This is a genomic window from Saccharococcus sp. Marseille-Q5394, assembly GCF_946901335.1.
Classification (GTDB): Bacteria; Bacillota; Bacilli; order Bacillales_A; family Planococcaceae; genus Sporosarcina; species Sporosarcina luteola_C.
Map to the genome: position 1 here is coordinate 940,869 of NZ_CAMPPQ010000002.1, position 18,271 is coordinate 959,139.

Here is an 18,271-nt window from a genome sequence, read left to right on the forward strand (position 1 = left end):
GTCCAGGTGAGACCCCGCAAGGCGCGAAGCGACGAGGAGGCTCACGGACCGCCCGCGGAAAGCGTCCGCCTGAAGCAGAAATCAACACTGTATTGTTTATCAGAGCCTATAAAATAAGGCTAACGAAGAAAATCATTTTTTGCTGACATTATGGACAGTCCCTTTACTATTATAGATTGGATCAGGCTTTTTCAGTCTGCTTACTAGCCTTTACCTGTTCCATTAAATAATCGACGAAAGCGTCGTCCCGTACAAGCCATGCTTCGTACTTTCTTTTAAGGAAACGCTCCGCTTCCTCAAAGCTAGTAAAGGTCTGTTCCACCTTTATGTCATTTTGCTTAATTACCCATGTTTGATCGTTTTCCGGGTAGAGGAAAAAGCTATCGTCCATTCGGTTTTTATAGAGGGAACCGAAGGAAGAATGTTTCAAGTTGTATCGATTTCGCCGCGCATCTTCCCTTAAAGGTTCTAAGTGGAACGTGTCCAAAACAAACTGTTGAAAAGCCTCGGTAGTCAAAGAGCATCCAGAAGCTTTTGCATGTCCGCCTCCACCGAATTGACCGGCCACTTCGGATACATCAACATGCTCATGGATTGTTCGGAAACCGGCTCGTTTCCCCCCCATATTTAGGATTACAATGTAATCAAGATGCGGGTATTCTTTGCCAAGTTCATTGCCTAGCTCTGAATGATAGGATTCCGCATAGACGATTCCCGCAAAGTGTTCACCTGTTTCCGTTTGTACAAGTTCTCTTCTCTTCCGACGAATATAGCGTTCGATTTTATCTTCTTCCATATCAAGTAGCTTCTTTTCGAATTCATCAAAGTTAAAATGTTCATCCGAAGAGAGTCGACTGATCATCTTGTCTTCAAATTCCTCAATAGTCATAAGAAAGAAGAGGGCATTGAGACGTTGTGCACTCTGATTATTATTCTTCTCCCATTCCCATGTATCATACTGCCTGACGAGCTCGACAAATTCGGCAATAGATTCAGACGGTTCCATGTGTTCATGTGTCACAAGGTATTCATATAATAGGGAGGTCGCCGAAGTTAACTTTTCTTCCTCATCCTCGACTTCGACATGCCCCCACTCATACTCATTAAAGTGAAGCGCTGTCTTATGGTGATCAATCAATTGAACCTTTCCACCGTCTTGATAAAACCTCTCAAGTCTATTCTCATTTTCTTCATTTACAGACAAATCGGTAATGAACAAGAATGTTTCCTTATCCCCATTTTCCAGAAACCATTCTACTTCCCGATTAAGACCGGAAATGGAATTGTAGCGTACTTTGACCTGCTTCCCAAAAGCCATCTTCGCTAAAATTCCGCAACCAACGCCGTCCAAATCATTATGAGACAACAATTTATACATATCCATCACTCCTCGAACGACAGTATAGTCAATTTACGCGGGTGACAGTCCCATCTTCGGATCATTCTCAATAAAAAAACCCCCCGTTTACCGGGGGCTTGTAACCTCTGCGTTTACACCAAGCTTATCAAGAACAAATGCGTAGCATTCCGCAGCTTCCTTCAAATGGTTGAAGCGGCCAGACTTGCCGAAATGGCCGGCACCCATATTCGTTTTCAGTACAACGACGTTGTCATCGGTTTTTAACGCTCTCAGGCGTGCAACCCACTTGGCCGGTTCCCAGTAACCGACACGTGGATCGTTTATGCCGGTTGTAATGTACATATGAGGATAGTCTTTCGCTTCCACATTGTCATAAGGACTGTAGGACTTCATATAGAAGTAATCCTCGCGATTTTGTGGATTGCCCCATTCATCCCACTCCAGCGTAGTCAGGGGAATGGTCGTATCGAGCATCGTCGTCACGACGTCGACGAATGGCACGGCAGGAACGACTGCCTTGAACAAATTCCCGGCCAAGTTTGCCACTGCGCCAACGAGCAAGCCTCCCGCACTGCCTCCGCGGGCCGCCATTTGGTTTGGAGTTGTGTAACCCTGCTCGATAAGATGCTTCGCTGCAGCAATAAAATCTGTGAACGTATTTCGTTTATGCTCCATCTTTCCATCTTCATACCAACTCCGTCCCATTTCGGAACCGCCACGCACTTGCGCTGTGACAAATATGATACCCTTGTCCAAAAGCGGGAGACGATACGGATCGAAATGCGGATCGCTGTTTGCTCCATATGAGCCATATCCATAAAGAATCAATGGTGCAGGCCCTTCATCGAGCGCATCTTCCCGATAGACGACGGTCATCGGCACGTTGACGCCATCCTCGGCGACTGCCCATAATTGCTCTTGACGATAGCTTGAACGGTCATATTCTCCGCTGACGGAAGCCACTTGCAATTTATGCTTCACTCCGGTTGACAGATTCAGTCCATATGTCGTTTTTGGCGTAAGCAGCGACTCATATTGAAGCAACACTTCAGTCGTCTCGTAGCTCTGGTCGGATAAAACCGATACAGTATAGAGCGATTCATCCCATTCAATCGGATTCAACTCGCCGTCCTGTAATACCCAGATCTGCGTCAAACCGTTCTCCCGGCCGGAGACAAGAAGCTTATCACGAAACGGATACACACCTTGAAGATAGCGATTTTCGCTATACGCAATGACATTCACCCGTGACCTGATGTCGTCGAGTGGACAGCGGAGCAGTTGAAAGTTCAGCGCATTTTCGTTTGTCAGTATGAGCAGGTCATCGCCCCAATGCTCCACATCATAGAGAATCCCATCACGCCGCGCATCCAGTAGTTGCAAAGGGGATGACGGGGCATCTGCATCCAACATGCGAATTTCGCTTGACGTTTTCGAATGTGAATAAACAAAAATAAACTTCCCGCTTTGCGATTTAGACACGTAGAGCGTAAATGTCTCGTCTTTTTCTTCATAGACAAGCTCATCACTCTTCACGTCACTACCTAATCGATGCCTCCATAATCTGCAAGGGCGTTGATTCTCATCAACAGTAATGTAAAATATATAGTCGCCACAACGGCTCCATTCCATGCTTCCATATAAAAACACATCCGAAATCCGGTCTGGTAGAAGTTCGCCAGTTTCGATGTCCTTTATATGGATAGTATAACGATCGGTGCCATCACGGTTCTCTAAAAAGGCCAGACGGTTATGATCGGTACTCATACGCTGCACCGTCACGCTTAAATAGTCACTGTCCTCGGCCAATTCATTCAGATCGAGCACCACTTCCTCCGATGCCTCATCTACTAGTTCTCGGCTTGCCGCCTGCTTGCGTGCATATATCGGGTATTGCTTGTCCTTTTCCAAACGTGAATAATAGAAGTATTGTCCATTCTGTACAGGCACTTTCACTTCGGAATCGGGAACACGGTCAACCATGCTTTGATAAATCTGGTCGGTTTGTTCTGCCAAAGGCCGCATGACGTCATCGAAATACTGATTTTCTTCTTCTAAATAATTGATGACCTCGGGGTTATTGCGATCCTTCAGCCAATAATAGTCGTCTTCGCGTACATCGCCATGCAATTCATGGGGATGGGGAATCCGTTTTGCTATAGGTGGTTTCATACTAGTTCCTCCTCTCCTTATAAATAGTAGTTTCGTGATAATTACAGAAATACCTCTTTTTAAATGAAGCGTGACGGATTCGTAACAAACATGTGGGTCATTGCATATTTTAGGCTAATGAGATTTCCTTGCAGACAACCGCCCCCGTCAACTTGGGAGTCGCGGGGGCGGTCAGTGTAGAGAACTGCTTATTCTCTTGGCCTTATAGAATGTCCAGTTGTACGATTAATGCCAAGAGGATTTGTAGCAATAGCTGCAAGGAAATCGCTACATCGGTGTCTTCCGTAGTTACTTCGATATCACGGGAGTTGACGATGATCAGTCTTTGGCGGTTGGTCTGCCGGATCTGTGCTCGTTCCAGTAATTCAGCTGTCACTCGTTCCGCCCTTGTACCATCAGCAATCGAGATGTTAACAACAATCGCGATGGCTACTTGGAGCGCTGCTTGCAGGGACACGGCAACTTGCGTGTCAGTCGTTCTGACAGTGACATCGCAAGAGTCGCGGATGACAATTAATTCGTTGGAAAGCTGTTCGATATCAGTATCCAATTCCGCGTCTGCACCCGTATTCTCTCTATCATTCCTGCAATGAGCGATTGGGTGCCTTGAATCAGCATCTAATGCAGACCATCTGTCTCTGTCTCTATCCCGGTCTCTATCTCTATCCCGGTCTCTGTCTTTGTCTCTATCCCGGTCTCTGTCTCTATCCCGGTCTCTGTCTTTGTCTCTGCATCTGTCTTTGTCTCTGTCCCGGTCTCTGTCTCTATCCCGATCTCGATCTCTGTCTCTGCATTTGTCTCGATCTTTGTCTCTATCTCTGTCTCGATCTCGATCTCTGTCTCTGCATCTGTCATCTTCACGTGAATAATATTCATAGTCATAGTCATTGTCATAGTCCATTATTCTTCCCTCCTCTCTCTTTCTATTACATGTGCGGGAAAGTTCTTGAGTTGGACAAATTATCTATTCCTGTTCATTTTTTTTATTTTTGCTTTTGCTGTTTCTTCTTCATGAATGCTTCCCGTAGCGGATGAGGCGCCTGTCCGTCTGTTTTTTCCTGTGTATCGGTTACTTTCCGAACGGCTTTCGATTCCAAAAAGCCCTCTACTTGAGTTTTTAGCTGTTCAACTGTCTGCTTCAAGCCTTCACGTTGCTCATCTGTCATGCGTTGTTTTGCTCCATCGACATTGATTTTGTGTTTGGAGAATACATCAGCTACAAACAGCTCCATCAACTGGCTCGACAATCCATATAATTGTTCGCGGTTATTTTTGTCTTCCACTCAAATCACCTCCTTTTGCACTTACAAATATGTATACTCGCGCAAACCCACTTCAGCAGGGCATCTATACATATAACAGGAAAAAAACCGTAAGGATCAAGAGGTAGAACCACTTATATAATAAAAAGGAAGAACATGCCCTTGAAACGGGAAATGTTCTTCCTTTTCATTGATTCTGATTGTTGGTACCTGTACCAATGAATTCCAAGGAGAGGCCAGAAAGTCAAAAATTCGTTGGTTAAAGTGCACAAAGGTTTGGCTGAATTAGTGATTATCGTAAAAACCTTATGCACAGTACATAGCGAGGCCTTGTGCATTTTGGTCACTAGACATAAAGACCTTAGCTATAAAGCTATGTATAATAAGTGGTGCAAGAAGAAAAAGTTTTAGTAGGAAAGTATTTATCAGCCAAAATAAACTAAATGCAGTTGAAAATACAGCATTGAAAGGGGCAGTTGATATGACTGTAATAAATGAAGCTATCGACTCAAAAGCAATTCAGGTTGAACAAAACTCGACGTTGGATGAATCACTGCATCCGAAAACCGAGCAGGATAGGACCGTCAAGCCAAAAGACTATGTCTTCATGTGGATCGGTGACGGGGTTAACTTAGGGAATATGACGTTGGGAGCGAGCGTAATTGTCGCGGGAGCAGCAACATTGAACATCTTCCAAACAATCCTGGCAGCTCTGATCTCCATAGGGATCATTTCAACTATCTTCGCATTGAATGACCGACTAGGTTATCGGGAAGGTATTCCGTACGTTGTACAACTTAGAATGTCCTTCGGGATTAAAGGGAAAGTCATTTCGTCGTTATTGCGCGGTGTACCTGCCATCGTCTGGTACGGTATTCAAAGCTGGATAGGCGGTACTGCGTTGAATGAAATAATGAAAATCGTTACAAACGGAGCATTTAATAATGTTGTCATCTGTTTCATCGGACTTCAATTGTTCCAGATTGTCCTTTCGCTCTTCGGTTTCCATGCAATTAAATGGGTGGAAACAGTTGCATCTGTCGTTTTCATGGCAGCGCTCGTCTATGTGTTTGGGATCCTTATGACTTCACATACAACTCAGATTGCTGAAACGTGGGTACAAGCTAAAGGATCATGGGGCTTGCCGTTCTTCGGACTCATCATGGTCTTCTTGGGGAACTACGCAGGAATATTCGTAAGTGCTGCAGACTATTCTCGTGAGCTGAAAACTGGTTTGAGTGATAAGAAGCGTGGAGCATTATACTTTATTCCAATAACAATTTCATACGGTTTTGTTATTGTCATCGGTGCAATGTTGGCAGCTGCAACAGGTGTAACGAACCCTGCACAAGCACTTCCAATCATACTCAATAATGATTATGTTTCCGTGTTCGTATCAGCCTTTATCGTCGTAGCAGTCATTGCAACAAATATGGTGGCGAACATCATTCCGCCGGCATATGTCATTACATTGCTGACAAAATTGAAATATAAAGCATCTGTAACGATTACAGGATTGCTTGCGTTAGGTGCATTTCCTTGGTTGCTTATCCAAGAGTCATCGGCTACAGGTTTGAATATGTTCATCCTAATCTATTCAGCATTTTTAGGACCTGTTATCTCCATCCTTCTCGTAGATTATTATATTTTACGAAAACAGAAAGTGGATATGACTGACCTGTATAATGACGAAGGATCATTTGCCGGATATAATCCAGCAGGGTTGATTGCTATGTTCATCGGTGCAGCCGCTGCATTCATAGAGGTTGAGCTAGCATGGATTATCGGTTTAGTAGTAGCTGGTACAGCTTACTACCTTCTATCGAAATATGCATTTAAAAATTCAAACTTCAAAAAAGGAACCATTTTCGAGAAATAATGAATTGTACAAATTGCCTCATGGAGAATCCAACTTCATGAGGCAATTATTTTGTTCATCTTGCACAAATGGTTATCTAAAGTGTCTATTATTCACCCCCGACTTATCCACTGTATCTAATAAAACATCATTCTTTTGTTTAAGTGACCTAAAGAAGTATATCAATATAGGTTGTATAATGAGGTTGTCCACTACTAAGTGTAGATGTGAAGCTTGTTGGGGATAACAATGTTTACGAACATTGATGATGAACCTCATTATAGTAAAGGTTTCGATTACTAGTGGTAAATTTTTGAGGAGGGGTTTTTTTGACTCTTTTTGATAGAGAAAAAATGAAGAATGCTGGATATAGTGAAGATGTATTGCCCACAAAAGTAGAAGAACGAAAATGGGGTATAAGCAATTTCCTGACGGTCTGGATGGGTTCGGTTCATAACATTCCAAACTATATTGCCATTGGTGCTCTTTTTGCTTTGGGACTGTCGGTCGGCCAAGTGTTTACTGCAATTATGGCTGCCTCCATTGTCATAGCATCGATGCTTGTTCTAAATGGCCATGCAGGATCAAAATATGGATTGCCGTTTGCGATGTTGCTGCGTTTATCTTACGGCCCGAAAGGCGCAATGATTCCGGGTGTGTTAAGAGGAGTCATTTCTGCAATTATGTGGTTCGGGTTTCAAACGTACGCAGGAAGCCAAGCATTATCAATTTTAATTGGTAAGCTTTGGCCGACGTATTTGACATTAGGTGGAGATTGGAACCTTCTAGGGTTATCTTTGCCAGCGTTGATATCGTTTTTACTGTTCTGGTTATTGAACATTGCTTTAATTTATGGAGGAATGGCTTTCCTAGGGAAGTTTACAAATATCCTCTCGCCGCTTGTGTACATTGTTTTTGGAGGAATGGCAATTTGGGCCATTAACTTAGCTGGAGGAATCGGTCCTATTCTTTCGTATACAGGTACAGGAGTTCCAGGAAATAAAGTAGTTATTTTCTTCGCGGCTGTAACGGCAGTAGTTGCAGCATGGGCAGCACCGATTGTTAACGCTTCAGATTTCACGAAGCTTGCAAAATCGACGAAGACGCAAGCGATAGGTCAAACTGTCGGCCTTGTTGTAACGTATTTACTATTCGCGGTTGCAAGTATCGCCATCATTGTCGGATCTGAAATCGCCTTTGGAACACCGATATGGAACGTATTGGATGTTGTAGCTCGTTTTGACGGGACATTTGCAATCGCTATTTCCGTTCTAACACTTTGCTTAACAACTTTATCTGTTAACGTAACTGGAAATATTGTACCGGCTGGTTACCAACTAGCATCTTTATTCCCTAAGACACTCACATTCAAATCGGGTGCAATTATTGCAGCAATTACTGGAATTCTCGTTATGCCGTGGAAGCTGATGGAAAATGCAACAAGTATTTTCACTTTCTTAAACATTATTGGCGGAATCCTAGCTCCGGTTACTGGAATCATGCTAGCCCAGTATTTCCTCATTTCAAAAACTAAAATTGATTTGAATGCTTTATATGATGCGGAAAAGGGAAAGTATCATTATACAAAAGGATTCAATGTAAATGCGATAATCACAACGATAATTGCAGGTGTGATTTGTTTGATCGGAAACGTCGTACCTGTCCTCAAACCGCTTTATGATATGTCTTGGTTTGTAGGAATCATTGCAGCATTTATTCTCTACACGGCGCTTGAATCGACTTATTCAAAAGGTGCCTTGACGCGAAATGCTCCAGAGTTATCTAAAGAGAATAGGTAATTCCATATATGGCGAAACTGATGTTTGGTGTGAAGTTGGCGGTAAAAAATCATTGATAACTGAGAGGGGAAATTCAAATGGCATTCGATTTAGTTATTAAAGGTGGAAAAGTGGTTTTACGTGATGGTGTTTATAACGTTGACTTAGGAATCAAGGATGAAAAGATTTCATGCATCGCCCAGAATATTACGGATGATGCTAAGGAAGTTATTGACGCGTCCGACCAATATGTCATGCCTGGAATGATTGATACGCATGTACACATCAGCGAACCTGGACGTGCGGAGTGGGAAGGATTCGAAACAGGATCGAAATCACTGGCTGCAGGAGGCACAACAAGCTACGTGGAAATGCCGCTGAATGCCCTGCCGGCAACAACGAACAAAGCGGCGTTGGATCTTAAGTTGGAAGCGGCGGTAGACCAGAACTACGTCGACTACGCGTTTTACGGTGGACTCGTCCCTGGAAACGTGGATAAGCTGAAGGAAATGTCGGACGCTGGCGTTCTTGCGTTTAAATGCTTCCTATCCGATATTACAAGTGACATTCCGGATGATTTTGTAAATGTGGATGACTACACTTTGTATAAAGGCATGCAAAAGTTGGCTGAATTGGATCAGATCCTATGCATCCACGCGGAAAACGGATCAGTACCGTCTGGCCTTGCAAAGGAATTTGCAAGGGAAGGCAAAAACTCCGGAGTCGAATATGCGGAATCCCGTCCGATTTTCACAGAAGTGGAAGCGGTTCAACGTGCGATTCTTTTCGCTAAAGAAACAGGCTGTAAATTGCATCTAGTTCATATCAGCACTTCAGAGGCTATCCAGGTGATCTTAAAAGCGCGTGAAGAAGGCGTCGATGTAACAGTTGAATCTTGCCCTCACTATTTCGCATTCACTGCCGATCAAGTCGATGAAATTGGTCCTAAGGCAAAATGTCAGCCTCCAATCAGAAAAGCGGAAGACCAAGCAAGATTATGGGACGAGCTTCTAGCAGGCAATATCGACTGGCTGACGTCTGACCATTCGCCTTGTACGGAAGACTTGAAGCAAGGAACGATTTGGGAAGCATGGGGCGGAATTAGCGGCGCGCAAAACAACGTCGACCTCATGTTTGACTTGGCTGTGAAACAGCGCGGACTTCCGGTTCATGAGTTCGTTAAATTGATTTCAACAAACCCGTCTGAGCGTTTCAACATTGCCCATAAAGGTGAAATCGCAGTATCCAAAGATGCGGACATCATTTTAGTCGACCCGAACCAATCGTACACAGTGAAGAGGGAAGATCTTTACTACAAAAACAAACATAGTGCATACGAAGGCAGAAAAATCGACTGCCGCGTAACAAAAACAATCGTTCGCGGACATGTCGTATTCGACCTAGAAGAAGGCATTGTCGGAGAACCTGTCGGCAAGTTGATTGCTGCCAATAACTAATTCATTCATACCTTTGCCGTTGTCCAATCCGGCAATGGCAAAGGTAAATTTGTGTTTGGAGGAATGAAAGATGACTACATACGATTTGATTATTAAAAACGGTAAGATTGTTACAGCTGAATCCGTTATCCAAGGTGATATTGCTGTTAAAGACGGTAAGATCCAAGAAGTTGGCCAAGCGCTGCAAGGCACGGCTGATCGAGTGATCGATGCAGAAGGGAAACACGTATTACCAGGATTGATTGACACGCATGTCCACTTCAATGAACCGGGTAGAACGGAATGGGAAGGAATTGCAACAGGAAGCCGAAGCTTAGCTGCTGGCGGAGCGACTTCTTTCTTCGATATGCCGTTGAACAGTACACCTCCGACGATCAATAAAGAGAACCTGGACTTGAAAAAGGCTTGCGCAGATGAAAAATCAATCGTCAATCCATATTTCTGGGGCGGCCTTGTTCCGGAAAATATAGCTGACCTGAAAGATCTTCATGACAATGGAGTAATCGGATTCAAAGCTTTCATGTCTCCGAGTGGTATCGCTGATTTCAATCATGTGGACGATGTAACGATTTTCAAGGGAATGAAAGAAATTGCTTCTCTTGGCTCATTACTTGCAGTTCACGCTGAAAGTACAGTCATTTGTGACCAGCTTGCCGAAGAAAAGCAAAAACAAGGTAAAACTACAGCAAGAGATTTTGTCGAGTCAAGACCGATCATCTCTGAAATCGAAGCGGTCAGAAGAATTATCTCTTATGCAGAAGCAACAGGTTGTAAATTGCATGTTGTCCATGCGAGCAGCAGGAAAGTCGTCGAAGTCATTCAGGAGGCAAAAGACAGAGGCGTAGACATCACAGTTGAAACTTGCCCACACTATTTAGCTTTGAATGTACAAGACTTTGAAGCAAAAGGCGGCTTGGCGAAATGCTGTCCTCCGTTACGCGATCAAGACGAAGTCGAAGATCTATGGGCTGCGGTCGCGAACGGCGAAATTAATGTCATCGCATCAGACCATTCACCGGCTCCGGCATCTATGAAAACAATAACAGACAACTATTTTGAAGGTTGGGGCGGAATTTCAGGAGCTCAGTCGACATTGAACATCATGTTGACGGAAGGCTATTTCAAACGCAATCTTCCATTGGAGAAGATTGTAGAATTGACTGCAACGAACCCTGCTAAACTATTTGGCCTTACGAATAAAGGGGTACTAGAACCTGGCTATGATGCGGATATCGCGATTGTTGACTTGAATGAAAGCTTTGAACTGAAGAATGAAGATCTCTTCTACCGTCACCAACATTCACCATATGTCGGGTTTGAGTTCAAAGGAAAAGTCAAAACGACTATCGTCAATGGAGAAGTTGTCTTCGAGAACGACAAAATCGTCTCTGAGAAAACAACTGTTATTCAATAAAAACAAAAAACCAAAGCCCTTTCGAACCGGGCTTTGGTTTTTATTCATTTTCTCTTAAAAGTGATCCGATCATTAACGCTACGCGTATGCGCAATGAGTGCGCCGGATCGCGGAAAGAGCAATTTAGTATTTCTTCCGCCTTCTCGATACGGTATTTGACAGTATTTCGATGAATGTACAAGCGGCGTGACGTCTCCGAAATCTCGCACTGGGAATCCAAATACACTTGAATCGTTTTGACCAGTTCCTGATTTTCCTTTGTCTTCGGATGAGCGAGAGATTTCAATGTATTTTCATACAATGCTTTTAAATCTTTTTCAGGAATCGTGTTCAATAAATCCTCAAGCTCTTTCATTTTATAGAAATTGATGAACCCGAGCATATTCATATCATATCCGCTCATAATTGCTTCACAGGCTTCTGCATAAGCGGTTGTAATATCCTTAATGGACTGAACCGTATTGCTGACGCCGAAGGAGATCGAATAATCACCTTGTAAGTTTTCTTGACATTTCTCGACGAATTCGTTCACTTCTGATGGGTCAACTTCATCAGCGTATTGCAAGATCATAACGTAGTACTTTTCCTTCGTAAATAGAATGCCGTCCAGTTCGCTATGAACGATTTCATCTTCGAGCTGATCATAAATACTATTGTATAGTTCTCCAGCCTTTTTCTCGTACAACTGTAGGTCTTCGTAATTCTGGCCTTTTTGGTCTACAGTACAAATGATGCAAATATTATTCAAGTTCTCGTTTAAGCCGTAATAATTGGCACGGCTTAAAATTTCTTCATCAGAATGAATTCGATTCTCAATCAAGTCGTCAAAGAAGTTATTTTTGAGGAGTCTTGAGTTTTCTTCAATCGCCTGCTCCTTGATTATTGTAAACGTAATAACGTTGCCGGCCTGTTCAATCGCCATTTGTGAAGATGGGTAAGGCAATGTCATCGAATCGACAATGACAAGCATGCTCGGATGCTGCCGTTTTGTTTGAACAGGAAAAGTGGAAATGGATTGATGTTCCCTTGAAGGAATCGTAAAGGTACTTCCTTCCCGGGCTGAAGCTAAGTCTGCTTTCACTATATCGATGATTTCCTGTTCGGCCACCTTCATGGAATCCATCCGGAAATCGTGACTATGAGCGATTTTCTCTCCCCTGTGGTTCAGTAGGAGGGTAGGGCGGGATAAAAAATGCCCCAATTGCTCGATAAGCGCAGTTAAGCTATAGCCTTTGATCATCATATCGGAAAATTCTTTTTGGACATGCAACGCATAATAGAGCTGTTCCGATTCAGCATCATTTAAATAATTCAAGATGTGGCGGGAAACTTCACCAAGTGTATGTTTCGTTGGCAAATCAATGATTGGAAATGCCAGGTCATCGGCGAGAAGCTTCACTTCACGGGGTAATTCTTTGAAGAATCGGTTGATCTTAATAGCAAGGCCCGAACAGTTCAGCTCATGCATCTGTTTAATCAATTCGCAGAATTTCTCAGGGTCATCCTTGAATGCATATCCCGTCGTAAGAAGGAGGTGGTTTTCCGCCAAGAAATTGATGATGTCCGGCGTGTCGGATATATTTACAAACTGCACATTTCTTGTAAGACCGCGATGGCCCGCAAGTACAATGCTTTCTTTCATGCCTTCCAATATAAATAAATCGTTTATTGTTTTCATTAGCATAACCTCTTTTATAGAATTCCCAACTAGACTATTACACATACGTACCACTCTTTATTGTACGTTAAAAGTAAACAAAAATCAAGCGTGTTTTTGTTCATAGTAGACAATGAAATTTCCAACGAATAGATGTAAACTAGAATAGATATAGGCGAAAAATAAGGGAATACTATACGTTTCGGATAGAATTCATTCATGGGGTGAGGAAATGGTTGATTCGACAAATGTAAACTCAAATCGTCATAGAGGTGCGTTTGTTTTGAAGGCCATCGCAGCGAGCGATGAAGTTTCCCGTATCTTGAAGGCAAACCCGAACGGACATGTCCATAGTGTTTTTACTACTAGTTTCAATTTAGCCTTCGGTGGGCATCTTGTCCATGTTGGCGCATTGGGGAATGGCCTCGCACCATTCGGAATCGGTTTGGAACAAGCGGGTGCCCATCTGCTGACCACTTTGCTTGCTGTCGATTTGGAAGCTGTGTGGGATGAAGAATCAATGTCAGTGCTGTTCCCGAAAGGAATTACGCTTTCGTTAGGCGATGCAAAATGGACAGATCATAAAATACAGCCTTTCATTTACAATCGTACTACTCTTGAGGATAACTTCATGTTTTTAGCGAATCGGCTTCTTCAAGATGATTGGAATACTGGTTTAGCTGAAACGACGGAAGAGAAAAAACGAATCATCCAATATATAGTCGACCCTACTTCATCCATAGATGAAATCCCTGTCCTGGACAAATTGAATGACTTGAAAAATCTTGTTATGCATCATGAGTTGGACGAGAAAAAAGTCTTCGACTATTGGATTGGCAGGGGACTAGGGCTTACGCCGAGCGGAGATGACGTCATTACCGGAATTTGTGCAGTGCTATCGGCGCTGGAAGGGACAGACCAAACGTTTCTGCGGAAGTTAAAGCCCTATCTGAATGAGTATGGCCAAAAACGGACTACGTACGTCGCTTTGGAATACCTTCTCTATGCAACAGAAAACGAATTCCATTCCCATCTCCTGCAGTTATGTTATGTTTTAGATAAACCCCGCGGGGCTGAATTTTTGAAAGCCCTTGAAGAGATGAAGGAAATTGGTCATACGTCAGGTGCAGATACAGTAGTAGGCATGTTACTCGGCATGAAAGCTGCCGTTATTCATAAAAAAGAAAGGTGATTGTTATCAAGGAGTTAGTAAAATCAAGTAACTGGATTTCGGGCTTACAGTGGCTCTTTTTTATTTTCACGAATATCGTAGTCATCCCGATCACTGTCGGGGCAGCATTTGATCTCTCTCCGGAGACGATTGTTAATATGCTTCAGCTTTCCTTTATCGTTACAGGTCTGGCCTGTATTATCCAAGCGTTTTTTGGGCATAAACGTGCCATCATGGAAGGGCAATCTGGCCTTTGGTGGGGTGTCATTCTCACGCTTTGTACGACAGCTGCGGCTCAGGGGATGCCATTGCATATTTTAGGGGGCAGCTTGACGGTTGGTATTATTATTGTTTCGATCATTACTTTCTTGATCGGAGTAACAGGGCTCGGACCTCAGATAGCCAAGTTATTCACTCCTGCAGTGATGGGTGTATTTATGTTCTTGTTCGGCTGTCAATTGATCGGGATCTTTTTAAAGGGGATGCTCGGTATACCTTTTGGCAACCAGGCTGTAAACCCGCATATTGACTTGTCCGTTTCACTATTAGCGATTGTCATTGCGATTCTGATCATCGTTATTAGTGTGAAGGCTCCTTCAAGTGTTAGGCGATATGGTTTGCTGATCGGGATTATCGTCGGTTGGATTGTTTATGCGCTCATATTCAAGCCGGAAAGCACAATAAGCGGAACAACAAAATTCACCCTTGAATTATTCCCATTAGGGAAGCCTGCATGGGACGTCGGAATTATCATTACAACTATTTTAGCGGGTTTATTGAACACTGCGAATACGTTTGGCGCATTAAAAGGTACGGAAAGCATGTATGAGGTGGAAACGACAAAGAGAGAATACAGGGCATCATTCACCATTACAGGTGTATTCACACTCATTGCAGGTATATTTGGCCTTGTTCCAAACTCGCCATTCGTTTCATCTATCGGTTTCTTGAGCCAAACAGGGATCATTAACAGGATTCCGTTTGTTCTTGGTGGATTCATGTTCCTGATCATGGGACTTATTCCGCCACTCGGCCACTTTTTCTCACAGCTTCCGTTAAGCATCGGTAGTGCTGCGTTGTTTGTTTCTTATTTGCTTCTGCTGAATTCTTCTTTGAATTTCTTCAAGCAAGTTGAATTTAATACGGTCAACGTTTATCGTTCAGCAATTCCGTTGTTCGTAGGTGTTGTCATTATGACTCTTCCGGCAACTTATTTTGTTACGATTCCAGGCGTGATCCGTCCATTGCTAAGCAGTGGGTTGCTAGTGGGAATCATTCTAGCCCTTCTGTTGGAGAACCTCTTCAAATGGGATACTTACGGCGTGGAAGTAAAGACGGAACAAAAGGAAAAAGTAGATTCTCTTTCCGATGGAGCCATTAGTAAATCAGAATGATGAATAGGAATAAAGAAAAGGGCTCGAGAATATTCTCTCAGCCCTTTTCATTTATTTCAGTTGATTGGTTAAGAAAGTGATCACTTCGTCAAATGCATTTTGTACGATTGGGCTTTGCCAGTCTTCGTCAAACTGATGCTTCCCATCCGGAATAGTGATCAGTTTATGATCAACGCCGTTTTGTTGTAAACCTTCAGCCATCAAGACGGATTGCTCATACGGGACATCCTCGTCCTTCGTTCCGTGGAGGAGAAGGGTAGGCGGGTAGTCCGGCTGGATGTTGAACAGTGGACAGTACTTCGAAAGCTCGTCTTTTGCCAAGACTGGAATAAGTCCGCTTACTTCCTCGATCCAAACACCATGCTGCCTCGCGTGCATGTAGATGGCGTAACGCTTTTCAATCGGGCCTACCGAAATGATTTCATCAGAAACTAGCATTTTGGCCAAATCCCTGGGTACAGTTGTCATTGCAGAATAGTGGGGGCTCGGCTTTACCGCCCAATCTCCGGTGATATCGCCATAACCGTAGAAGGAAACGATTGCTTTCGGCTTGTTCCGGAATGTACCCGTCAGAAGTGCGAGATATCCGCCCGCTGAACTTCCGATAACAGCGATATTCGTCGGGTCATAGTCAAACTGCTTGATCCCTTCTTGTTCGATCCAGTCGAGGGCGTCTGTAATATCTTCTTGAATCGCAGGCAGTTTTGACTCTGGCGCTAACCGGTAATCGATTGAAAAGATGTTGAAACCTGCTTGGCGATAAAAATCAATCTGTTCTTTCTTCATATCTTCACGGGATCCCCATAGAAGTCCGCCGCCGTGTATATAGACAATCACTGGGCGGGACGATTCTGCAGCCGGGTAAAAGTCCGCTTTCAACTTGAAGTTATCCTTCTGTTTATAGATGATTGTTGTTTTTGACATGACGTCACGCTCTTTCCTTTGTTAGATATGCTTTCGTTAGTATTGTATAATAAGAGGAATAATATTTCGAGATAAGGACTCTAGGATACATGGAAGAAAGGGGTGTGGCAAATGGAGTTTAGAGTAAAGGATTTGTTGGCGATCGAGCCGATGAAGGATGCTGAAATTTTAAGTGGTCGTACGTTTATTCAAAATGTGATTGAAGGCGTAACGATTATGGAAGGACCTGATATCGCGAATTGGATCAAGGGCGGTGAAGTGATCTTAACAAGCCTTTATTCGATCCGGGATTTCAATGTGCAGGAACAAAAGGAGTTTATCGCCAAATTAGCTGAAAAGAGCGTGAGTGCTCTTGTCATTAAGAAGCATAGTGAAGATATTTCCGATCAATTGCTTGAAGCCGGCGAAAAGTACAGAATGCCGATCATACAGCTTCCGCAAGAAGTTCCCTTTGTCGATGTCATGTATCCGATCATGGGGGAGCTTTTCAATAAGCAGGTCACGAAGCTGCGATACTTTAAGGAGATCCATGATCGATTTACAGCTTTATCTCTTGCTGATAAAGGTCTAGAGAAAATCATTTACACACTTGAAAAGTTAATTGGAAATCCGGTTGCACTTTTTGATAGGAATTTCAGATGCATTGTATCGACGTACCCTGAACTTGAACAATTCGAAATGGTAGAGAAAGTACACTTTTACGAACAGACTTCCGGCATTAAATTTCCTCACTATCGCCAAATTGTAAAATACCCTGAACTGGATAATGTGAAAGGACATCAAATTGTCGTTCCGATAGAAGCGCTGAACCATAACAAAATGTATTTATTGATTGGCGAAATTAATAAATCACTTGGAGAATTGGATTTGATTGCTGTCGAAAACGCAGCGACTTCCTTATCCTTAGAATTAGTGAAGCAATTTGCCGTGGCGGAAGTGGAGAAGAAGTATAAAAACGATCTCATTGAGGAATTGATCAGCGGGAAAATCCAATCGATTCAAGCGGTGTATGAAAAGGCGAACGTCATCGGTTGGGACTTCACTGGTTCATTTGCTGCGGTGTTATTTAAAATTAATCGCCAGTCGGAAGGCGCTTTGAAACAAAAAGGCGACCTCGCTGACCGTGCGCATTTCCTTGTGAATGAAGCGATTCATCATTATTTGCCGAACGGTATCATTTCAAACAAAAGCAACCTCTTCATTGTTCTTTGGAAAGTTCAGAAGGTGAGTAAAAATGATGCTGCATGGATGGAAGACATAAAGAAAACAGCACTGACCATTCAAGCAGTCATTCAAAAACAAGCTAAAGACATCGATGTCCAAGTGGGAATTGGAAGTGCAGTAGGAGATATTGCCGAAATCCCGCAAAGCTATCGGGAAGCGCATGATGCACTGGATTTAGGCGAAACGTTAAACGGTCTGGCATCAATTACAGCGTTTTCGGAACTTGGGATTTTTCGGTTGCTGCGTCATATTAAGGATTCATCGGCTCTGCTGCAGTTCATCCCGAAATCCCTTAAGGAATTGCTTGATTACCAACAGGCGAATCAATCCGATTTGCTGGAAACATTACAAACTTTTTTGGAGTGCAATCAAAACGCGGCCCAAACTGCAAAACTTCTCTTTGTTCACTATAAGACCGTTGTCTATCGCTTGGAGAGGGTTAGAGAAATTACGGGGATGGACTTTGAAGACTCCGAAGAAATGCTGTCTGTACGGGTTGGACTTAAAATTCACGAACTACTTCAACGTGAAAACGCAGAATAGGTACAGAGGCAGCCGTTCGCGCTGTCTCTTTTTTGTTTTGTTATCCACTTTAGATAA

14 protein-coding genes are annotated in these 18,271 nt (G+C 43.2%); 7 read left to right on the plus strand and 7 right to left on the minus strand.

Annotation, left to right across the window (positions count from 1 at the left end; genetic code table 11):
• Nucleotides 1-181: 181 nt before the first annotated feature.
• The 5 genes from OC538_RS15305 to OC538_RS15325 all read right to left on the minus strand — a co-directional run bounded on the left by OC538_RS15305 (nucleotide 182) and on the right by OC538_RS15325 (nucleotide 4,815).
• Nucleotides 182-1,378: a DHH family phosphoesterase gene (locus tag OC538_RS15305; protein WP_262177079.1), complete on the minus strand. Its 1,197-nt coding sequence runs from the start codon at nucleotides 1,376-1,378 to the stop codon at nucleotides 182-184.
• An 87-nt stretch (nucleotides 1,379-1,465) separates the two neighbouring features.
• Nucleotides 1,466-3,532, minus strand: coding sequence for a S9 family peptidase (locus OC538_RS15310; protein ID WP_262177080.1), 2,067 nt, complete (start codon nucleotides 3,530-3,532; stop codon nucleotides 1,466-1,468).
• A gap of 202 nt (nucleotides 3,533-3,734) precedes the next feature.
• Nucleotides 3,735-4,082 carry a spore coat protein gene (locus OC538_RS15315; protein ID WP_251696561.1) on the minus strand — a complete coding sequence of 116 codons (348 nt, stop codon included), beginning with the start codon at nucleotides 4,080-4,082 and terminating at the stop codon, nucleotides 3,735-3,737.
• A 68-nt stretch (nucleotides 4,083-4,150) separates the two neighbouring features.
• The gene (locus OC538_RS15320) at nucleotides 4,151-4,426 is read right to left on the minus strand and encodes a hypothetical protein (protein ID WP_262177083.1); all 276 of its coding nucleotides are present in this window, start codon (nucleotides 4,424-4,426) and stop codon (nucleotides 4,151-4,153) included.
• A gap of 89 nt (nucleotides 4,427-4,515) precedes the next feature.
• Complete coding sequence (locus OC538_RS15325; RefSeq protein ID WP_251696557.1) at nucleotides 4,516-4,815, minus strand: hypothetical protein; 300 nt, start codon at nucleotides 4,813-4,815, stop codon at nucleotides 4,516-4,518.
• 460 nt (nucleotides 4,816-5,275) lie between these two features.
• Between OC538_RS15325 and OC538_RS15330 the strand changes: the two genes are divergently transcribed.
• The 4 genes from OC538_RS15330 to OC538_RS15345 all read left to right on the plus strand — a co-directional run bounded on the left by OC538_RS15330 (nucleotide 5,276) and on the right by OC538_RS15345 (nucleotide 11,301).
• Nucleotides 5,276-6,673 carry an NCS1 family transporter gene (locus tag OC538_RS15330; protein ID WP_262177086.1) on the plus strand — a complete coding sequence of 466 codons (1,398 nt, stop codon included), beginning with the start codon at nucleotides 5,276-5,278 and terminating at the stop codon, nucleotides 6,671-6,673.
• Between the two features lie 308 nt (nucleotides 6,674-6,981).
• A complete protein-coding gene (gene allW, locus OC538_RS15335; protein WP_262177088.1) occupies nucleotides 6,982-8,451 on the plus strand; it encodes an allantoin permease in 1,470 nt (489 codons plus the stop codon).
• Nucleotides 8,452-8,528: 77 nt separating this feature from the next.
• Nucleotides 8,529-9,887, plus strand: coding sequence for an allantoinase AllB (gene allB / locus OC538_RS15340; RefSeq protein ID WP_262177089.1), 1,359 nt, complete (start codon nucleotides 8,529-8,531; stop codon nucleotides 9,885-9,887).
• 70 nt (nucleotides 9,888-9,957) lie between these two features.
• Nucleotides 9,958-11,301: an allantoinase gene (locus OC538_RS15345; RefSeq protein ID WP_262177091.1), complete on the plus strand. Its 1,344-nt coding sequence runs from the start codon at nucleotides 9,958-9,960 to the stop codon at nucleotides 11,299-11,301.
• 40 nt (nucleotides 11,302-11,341) lie between these two features.
• Here OC538_RS15345 and OC538_RS15350 read toward each other — a convergent pair whose 3' ends face one another.
• Entirely contained in the window at nucleotides 11,342-12,979 is a 1,638-nt protein-coding gene (locus OC538_RS15350) for a PucR family transcriptional regulator (protein WP_262177093.1), read from the minus strand.
• Between the two features lie 211 nt (nucleotides 12,980-13,190).
• Here OC538_RS15350 and OC538_RS15355 point away from each other — a divergent pair, with 211 nt between their 5' ends.
• On the plus strand, nucleotides 13,191-14,150 hold the full coding sequence (locus tag OC538_RS15355; RefSeq protein WP_262177094.1) for a DUF2877 domain-containing protein: 960 nt from the start codon (nucleotides 13,191-13,193) through the stop codon (nucleotides 14,148-14,150).
• Nucleotides 14,147-15,523 (plus strand): uracil/xanthine transporter, encoded by a 1,377-nt coding sequence (locus tag OC538_RS15360; RefSeq protein ID WP_262177096.1) that lies wholly within the window; start codon nucleotides 14,147-14,149, stop codon nucleotides 15,521-15,523. Before OC538_RS15355 ends, OC538_RS15360 begins: the two co-directional genes overlap by 4 nt.
• Nucleotides 15,524-15,574: 51 nt before the next feature.
• On the opposite strand, the gene OC538_RS15365 is transcribed toward OC538_RS15360, so the two are convergent.
• On the minus strand, nucleotides 15,575-16,447 hold the full coding sequence (locus tag OC538_RS15365; protein ID WP_262177097.1) for an alpha/beta hydrolase: 873 nt from the start codon (nucleotides 16,445-16,447) through the stop codon (nucleotides 15,575-15,577).
• Between the two features lie 111 nt (nucleotides 16,448-16,558).
• Between OC538_RS15365 and OC538_RS15370 the strand changes: the two genes are divergently transcribed.
• On the plus strand, nucleotides 16,559-18,214 hold the full coding sequence (locus OC538_RS15370) for a PucR family transcriptional regulator (protein ID WP_262177099.1): 1,656 nt from the start codon (nucleotides 16,559-16,561) through the stop codon (nucleotides 18,212-18,214).
• Nucleotides 18,215-18,271: the final 57 nt, after the last annotated feature.

Bases quoted from the DNA above. Each gene is read 5' to 3' on its own strand.
- OC538_RS15330 (WP_262177086.1), top strand. From the start codon at position 5,276: ATGACTGTAATAAATGAAGCTATCGACTCAAAAGCAATTCAGGTTGAA.
- OC538_RS15355 (WP_262177094.1), top strand. From the start codon at position 13,191: ATGGTTGATTCGACAAATGTAAACTCAAATCGTCATAGAGGTGCGTTT.
- OC538_RS15365 (WP_262177097.1), bottom strand. From the start codon at position 16,447: ATGTCAAAAACAACAATCATCTATAAACAGAAGGATAACTTCAAGTTG.
- OC538_RS15320 (WP_262177083.1), bottom strand. From the start codon at position 4,426: ATGACAATGACTATGACTATGAATATTATTCACGTGAAGATGACAGAT.
- OC538_RS15305 (WP_262177079.1), bottom strand. From the start codon at position 1,378: ATGTATAAATTGTTGTCTCATAATGATTTGGACGGCGTTGGTTGCGGA.
- allB (WP_262177089.1), top strand. From the start codon at position 8,529: ATGGCATTCGATTTAGTTATTAAAGGTGGAAAAGTGGTTTTACGTGAT.
- OC538_RS15370 (WP_262177099.1), top strand. From the start codon at position 16,559: ATGGAGTTTAGAGTAAAGGATTTGTTGGCGATCGAGCCGATGAAGGAT.
- OC538_RS15345 (WP_262177091.1), top strand. From the start codon at position 9,958: ATGACTACATACGATTTGATTATTAAAAACGGTAAGATTGTTACAGCT.
- OC538_RS15350 (WP_262177093.1), bottom strand. From the start codon at position 12,979: ATGAAAACAATAAACGATTTATTTATATTGGAAGGCATGAAAGAAAGC.
- OC538_RS15310 (WP_262177080.1), bottom strand. From the start codon at position 3,532: ATGAAACCACCTATAGCAAAACGGATTCCCCATCCCCATGAATTGCAT.